Raw genomic sequence first — 6,557 nt, 5'->3', positions numbered from 1 at the left:
CCCAGCCCGTCACCCATGACACCACCCTGACCGCCCGGTGGACCAGGACGGACACGCAGCACTGGACCATCAGCCCCGCCCAAGGGCCCGAGGCCGGCGGCACCAAGCTAACCCTGACCCCGCCCGCACGGCGCGGCGTCAGATTCAGCCAGACCAGCTTCGGGAGCTTTCATTCCGCAGGCATCGGCTCCGACGGCCAACTCTACACCTGGGGATACAACAGCAGCGGCCAGCTGGGCGACGGCACCACCAGCAGCCGCAGCACGCCAGTCCAGATCGGCAAGCCCCAAGGCGCGCCAGCAGGGTTCACCTGGACACAGGTCAGCCTAGGCGGCTTTCATTCCGCTGCCATCGGATCCGACGGCCAGCTCTACACATGGGGATACAACAACTACGGCCAACTGGGCAATGGCACCCGTCGGCGCACGCCGACCCTGGTCGGCAAGCCCCAAGGCGGGCCCGCCGGATTCACCTGGAAACAGGTCAGCCTAGGCAGCAGCCATTCCGCTGCCATCGGATCCGACGGCAACCTCTACACCTGGGGATACAACAACTACGGCCAACTGGGTGACGGCACCACCACAAACCGGCGCGCACCAGTCCAGATCGGCAAGCCCCAAGGCGCGCCCGACGGATTCACCTGGAAACAAACCAGTCTAGGCTATCAGCATTCCGCTGCCATCGGATCCGACGGCAACCTCTACACCTGGGGAAGGAACGACTACGGCCAGCTGGGCGACAATGCCGGCACGACCCGGTACACGCCGACCCTGGTCGGCAAGCCCCAAGGCGCGCCAGACGGATTCACCTGGAAACAAACCAGCCTAGGCAGCGGTCATTCCGCTGCCATCGGATCCGATGGCAACCTCTACACCTGGGGTGGCAATACTTACGGCCAACTGGGTGACGGCACCACCTTCAACCAGAACACGCCGACCCTGGTCGGCAAGCCCCAAGGCGCAGCATACGGGTTCTTCTGGAAACAAACCAGCCTAGGCAATGCCTATTCCGTTGCCATCGGATCCGACGGCAGCCTCTACACCTGGGGTGGCAATACTTACGGCCAACTGGGTGACGGCACCACCGCCGACCAGCACACGCCGACCCAGGTCGGCAAGCCCCAAGGCGCAGCAGACGGATTCACCTGGAAACAAACCAGCCTAGGAGAGAACCACTCCGCAGCATTAGGCTCCGACGGCAGCCTCTACACCTGGGGATACAACGGCGAAGGCCAACTGGGGCGCGAACCCTCTGAAGCCTGGCCGGCCAGCCGGCCAGGACCGGTCGGCTTCCCCGGAAAACCACAAGCCACCAGCATCTGCTTCGACCAAACCCGGCAGCAAGGCGCCTGCCTTGCCGCCGGCAAAAACCTGACGCCCAACCCCGACGGCACCTGGAACGCCACCACGCCCGCCTACACGCCAGGCCCCGTCCCCGCAGCCATCGACTGGACCCAGGACGGCAGACAGCAGCAGACCGACACAAGCAACACCTACCGGTACCTGTCCATCGCCAGCCTGCCCCTGACCGGAGGCAACGGCATGCTCCTCCTGCTCGCCACAGGACTGCTCGCCGCAGGAGCCGCCGCAGCCGCCAAAAACCGACGACAACAAACCCAAACACACACTTCACACGAGTAAGCAGCCCGGGCCACACCCCCAACACCTGCGGATCATGAGAACCAGGGGGTTGCAACGCAGAGAGGCCCCAAGCCCGCGCGCAATGCCGGCCCTCGGCACTAGCCCACTGCACACCCCTCCATGGCTAGTCTCCCACGTCTCCTCACTCGTCAGCCTGGGGAAGAGACAGACCCCATCACGACCCTTGAAAGAAACCGTCAGACATAAGCCCACCAAGGCACGGCCCATTCGGCATTCGCTGCTTCGCCTGAACCATCGGAACAGTGCTGACCGCCCCAGAACGAAGAGAACCCGGCGGTGCATAAACACCGCCGGGCGAGAGAGAAGAAAGGGAATTCAGTTGTCGGGCGGAGGTCAACCGCCTGGTCGGTTTTTAAGCCAACATCTATAGTAAAGAACAGCCACCTTGTAAGGACTATAGGGTTTTCTGAAAAACTTCTGTGAATCCGAAAGGCCCAAACCTGCGGGCAGGGAGCTGAACCTGGTCAACGGCCGTCACAGGGCTGGCTAGACTGGAAAGGGCCCACCCTGACGACTCTGAAGGAGATACCAAGGCATGTTGCTCAGCGACCATGACATCCTGGATGCCCACCAGGCAGGACATCTGAATCTGGACCCTTGGACACCGGCCATGGTCCAGCCCTCCAGCGTGGATGTTCGCCTGGACCGTTATTTTCGAGTCTTCAACAACCATCAATACACCTATGTGGATCCGGCTGAGGACCAGGGGGCATTGACTGAGCAGTTCGAGGTGCCCAAGGGAGAACCCTGGATCCTGCACCCTGGAGAATTCGTCCTGGGCTCCACCTGGGAGCATGTCAGGCTGGACTCCACCCTGGCTGCCCGCCTGGAGGGCAAGAGTTCGCTGGGGCGCCTGGGGATCCTGACCCATTCCACCGCCGGATTCGTCGACCCGGGCTTTACGGGGCACATCACCCTGGAGCTGTCCAACGTGAGCACCCTGCCGGTCAAGCTTTGGCCTGGCATGAAGATCGGCCAGATGTGCTTCTTCCAGCTCTCCTCGCCCGCCCAGTACCCTTATGGGTCCAAGCACAATGGCTCCCACTACCAGGGCCAGCGCGGGCCAACCCCCTCCCGCTCCTACATCAATTTTTACAAGGCCGACGTTTCGGACTGACGAAGCAAAATGACTGAACTTGTATGAAGCCTGCATGGCGGCATTGACGCAAAGAGCCAGAATGCCGCTACATGAGCTCAACGGCCTGTTCATCCTGGTTTCATAAGCCCTACTCATTGGGATTCAAATACGCCCCCCCCCCGCTATGAAGCGTATGAGCAGGGCAAACATAAACCCGCGTTTTCTGCGGGCTCATCCGCAGAATAGAATCGGCACTTCACTCAACGAAGTACCCAGCTTGCTCGATATCTCACTTGATAATTTGCATACAATCTGACCAAGCAGAAGGCTAATGAATTGCGGCCAGGCTTCAGGCTGGAGAGGGATGGCGCCAAAGACCTCGCCCATGTTGGAGCAGAGTGGGTAGCGCAGGAACTTGCGGATATCGTTGAAAATGCCGCAGTTCTCCCGCACAGCCTTGACAATGTCCTGGTCCTGGCCATGCCGCTCTCCCGCTCATGTCCCTTGACTTCAAGCCCACTTGAAGGCGTACAGATAAAGAGACAACTGACCACCGACAACTCGCCACGGGAGAATGGATGACCAATCTGCTGACACTGGGCGCCAACGGTCGTATAGCCCGCCTGGTCCGGAAGGACCTGCTGACCGGTGAAAGCGACACGCACCTGACCGAGTACCTGCGCATCGCCGACCGACTGTCCGTCCTTGACCCGACCAGGGAAACCACCATCGAGGGGGACGTGAACGACTATCCCCGCCTTGTTCATGCAATGCAGGGCCAGGATATCGTCCTGGCCGATCTTGGCGGGCAATTCGAGCCCATGGCCGACAAAACGGTCCGGGCCATGGACCAGGCAGGGGTCAAGCGCCTGATCTGGATTACCGGACTCGGGCTCTACCATGAGGTGCCGGGCGAATTCGGCCGTTGGGTCGAAGAGTCCTGCGGTCATGAGGTCATGGAGGACACCCGTCGGGCAGGACGTCTCATCGAAGATTCCGACCTGGACTACACGATCATCCGCGCCGCCTACATGGATGACCAGCCCGACCGTGACTACGAACTGACCGAGAAAGGTCAACCGTACAGAGGGACGACCGTGTCCCGGAACTCTATAGCGGACCTGATTGAAAAGATCCTGGCCGACCCGACCGAACACAGCCGAGCCAGTCTGGGCATATCCCGACCAGGCACCGATGGCGACAGGCCGGTCTGGGTGGGCTGACGGCGTTCCAAACATCCAGGTGCTCTGACCCGCAGCAACCCAAAGACCCGAATATCGGAGATATGCCAAAATGACGGCGGACATGAAAGAAGGAGAACTATCATGGCAATCAAACAGACGGCCGGGCACGATCAGCTCGGCGACTTCGCACCCCTCTTCGCCCACTTCAACGACGACGTGCTTTTCGGCCAGGTTTGGTCCCGCGAGGAGGAACTCTCGGCCCACGACCGGAGCATGATCACCTGCGCCGGGCTGATGGCCATGGGCCTCTTCCCCCAGCTGCAGAGCCACATGAACCTGGCCAAGCGCAATGGGGTCACCAGATCCGAAATGGTGGAACTGATCACCCAGCTGGCCTTCTACGCCGGCTGGCCCAAGGCCTGGAGCGCCTTCAACCTGGCCAAGGAGATCTTCGGCGATGAGGAAGCAACGGCGGACGCAGGCCGATCAGAGGCCATGAACCAGGCAGACGTCCTGCCCGACTCCGGCTTCTACCCCCTAGGGGACCCTGCCGATGGCCCCAACTTCACCGGTCATGCCTGGCTGTACCACCTAACCGAACCAGATGTGGAATGCTCAGCAGGCAACGTCACCTTCGCCCCCGGCTGCTTCAACCGCTGGCACACCCACCCACATGGCCAGCTCCTCCTGGTTACGGCCGGTTTGGGCTGGGAGCAGGAAGAGGGCCGGAAGCCTCGGCAGCTCAAGCCAGGCGATGTGGTCTTCTGCCCCGCAGGCGTCAGACACTGGCACGGGGCATCGAGGAACTCATCCATGACCCACGTCGCCGTCACCCCGGCCCGGGAAGGCCAGTCACCGGTCGAGTGGCTGGACTTCCCCGATTCCGAACAGGTGGCCGCCCTGGGTTGAACCGCCTTATATCCTAAACGGAAAATATCTCCAGCGGGAAGGACGATAATTCCAACCGAATCATTGCTGTTTCACCCTTACTGCACGACCAGGCCATACTGCAGCTGATGGCCGCCGTTGGCTCAGCCGGTACCGACGGGCACGTGGCGACGGCAGACGCTCCACCCAGCCTTTCGACCGGGCCATCTTGGGCTCTTCGGACGAGGACAAATCCAGCAGCGTATCCGCAGGAACCTTCAGATGGCCTCCCTCCTCACCTTCCGGCGCGTGGATGCAGGAATGCGAGGTTGGTTGGCAGACCGGCCGGTTTCCGCCTGCTCCTAGTATGGAGAGCATGGCTAACAAGAAAGGCCCGACCAAGGGTTCGGGCGGCAAGCACCGCAACAAACTGCGCGGCCGAGGGCCTACCCCCAAGGCTGAGGATCGCGTCTACCACAAGGCCTACAAGGCCCGGCAGGCGGCTCAGCGCAGACAAGCGGCCGATCCACGTCTGGCTGCCCGCCGCCGGGCCGACCGATTCACCTCTGATTCCGACGATCTGGTCATCGGCCGCAACGCAGTCCTGGAAGCCCTGCGTGTAGGCGTCCCGGCCAGCCAGCTCTATCTGGCCGCCCGGATGGACCATGACGACAGGACCAGAGAGATCGTGCGGCTGGCCGGGCAGGAGGGACTCAACCTGCTGGAAGCCGACCGCCTGGAGATGAACCGCATCGCCCGGTCCAGCAACCATCAAGGTGTGGTCCTCAAGGTGCAGCCTTACCAATACGCCTCCCTGCAGAGCCTGGTCGACAGGGCCGAAAAGCACGCAGCCGCCCTAGACGGGGCCGACCAGGAGACCAAGGTTGCCGCCCGCCCGCTGTTCATCGCCCTGGATGGAGTAACCGATCCGCAGAATCTAGGGGCCGTGATCCGTTCAGCCGCAGCCTTCGGAGCCTCGGGAGTGGTTCTGCCCGAGCGCCGCAGCGCCTCGGTCACAGCTGCGGCCTGGAAGGTGTCTGCCGGAGCCGCCGCCCACCTGCCCGTGGCCCGTGTGGTCAATCTGACCAAGGCCATTCAAGGGCTCAAGGAACGCGGCTACTATGCGGTTGGCCTGGACGGCGCAGGCAGCGCCATAGTAGGCGAGACTGGCTTCGAAACTGATCCTCTTGTGGTGGTCCTAGGATCCGAGGGCAAGGGGCTGAGCCGCCTGGTCCGGGAGAACTGTGATGCCTTGGCCTCCATCCCCATCTCCAGCTCGGTGGAATCCCTGAACGCCTCGGTTGCAGCTGGCATCAGCCTTTACGCCGTAGCCATGGCACGCCGACGGTCCGCACACCAAGCCAAATAGCCCTAGGTAGGCACCGGCAATCTGAAGACGGACAGACCCAAGCGGCAACAGTCTGCGTGCAGCGGCCAGCATGCAGCGGACCCTTGCCGCACAAACTCAAGAATCAGCTGGAGGCCCAGACCGCGTCATCCTGGTCATCCTGGTCGGCAGCCGCATCCAGGCTGCCGGGGGCGTAGACCGATCTCAGCGAGCTCCGGCCGCCATCCGCATCTTCAAAGACTGGTTGCGACGGCACCTCCTCGCCTGCCCGGTCACGATCCTTCTGCGTGCCCGCTCCGGTCTGGCGTCCAACATCGGTTTGTTCAGTCACCCCTCTGTTAGCTGCGTCATGGCCTTTCACTTCATGGCCATTTGCATTTTTGTCAGTCTGATCACGGGTGACTTGCTTACCCTGACCA

General features: G+C 62.0%; 5 protein-coding genes. All 5 read left to right on the top strand.

Going from position 1 to position 6,557, the window contains the following annotated elements; translation table 11 throughout:
* The coding region (locus J3T95_RS09055) for an RCC1 domain-containing protein (RefSeq protein WP_416378759.1) at positions 1-1,640 on the top strand (1,640 nt) is incomplete at its 5' end.
* A 556-nt stretch (positions 1,641-2,196) separates the two neighbouring features.
* Positions 2,197-2,778: a dCTP deaminase gene (dcd, locus tag J3T95_RS09050; protein ID WP_220236537.1), complete on the top strand. Its 582-nt coding sequence runs from the start codon at positions 2,197-2,199 to the stop codon at positions 2,776-2,778.
* Between the two features lie 539 nt (positions 2,779-3,317).
* Entirely contained in the window at positions 3,318-3,962 is a 645-nt protein-coding gene (locus J3T95_RS09045) for an NAD(P)H-binding protein (protein ID WP_267451177.1), read from the top strand.
* Between the two features lie 102 nt (positions 3,963-4,064).
* Positions 4,065-4,832 (top strand): carboxymuconolactone decarboxylase family protein, encoded by a 768-nt coding sequence (locus tag J3T95_RS09040; RefSeq protein ID WP_267451176.1) that lies wholly within the window; start codon positions 4,065-4,067, stop codon positions 4,830-4,832.
* Positions 4,833-5,166: 334 nt separating this feature from the next.
* Entirely contained in the window at positions 5,167-6,159 is a 993-nt protein-coding gene (gene rlmB / locus J3T95_RS09035; protein ID WP_220236540.1) for a 23S rRNA (guanosine(2251)-2'-O)-methyltransferase RlmB, read from the top strand.
* The last annotated feature ends 398 nt before the right edge of the window (positions 6,160-6,557 follow it).

It is taken from the genome of Bifidobacterium sp. B4079, assembly GCF_026537385.1.
In the GTDB taxonomy this organism is placed as follows: Bacteria; Actinomycetota; Actinomycetes; order Actinomycetales; family Bifidobacteriaceae; genus Bombiscardovia; species Bombiscardovia asteroides_I.
This window is presented reverse-complemented; position numbering and strand designations above follow the sequence as displayed.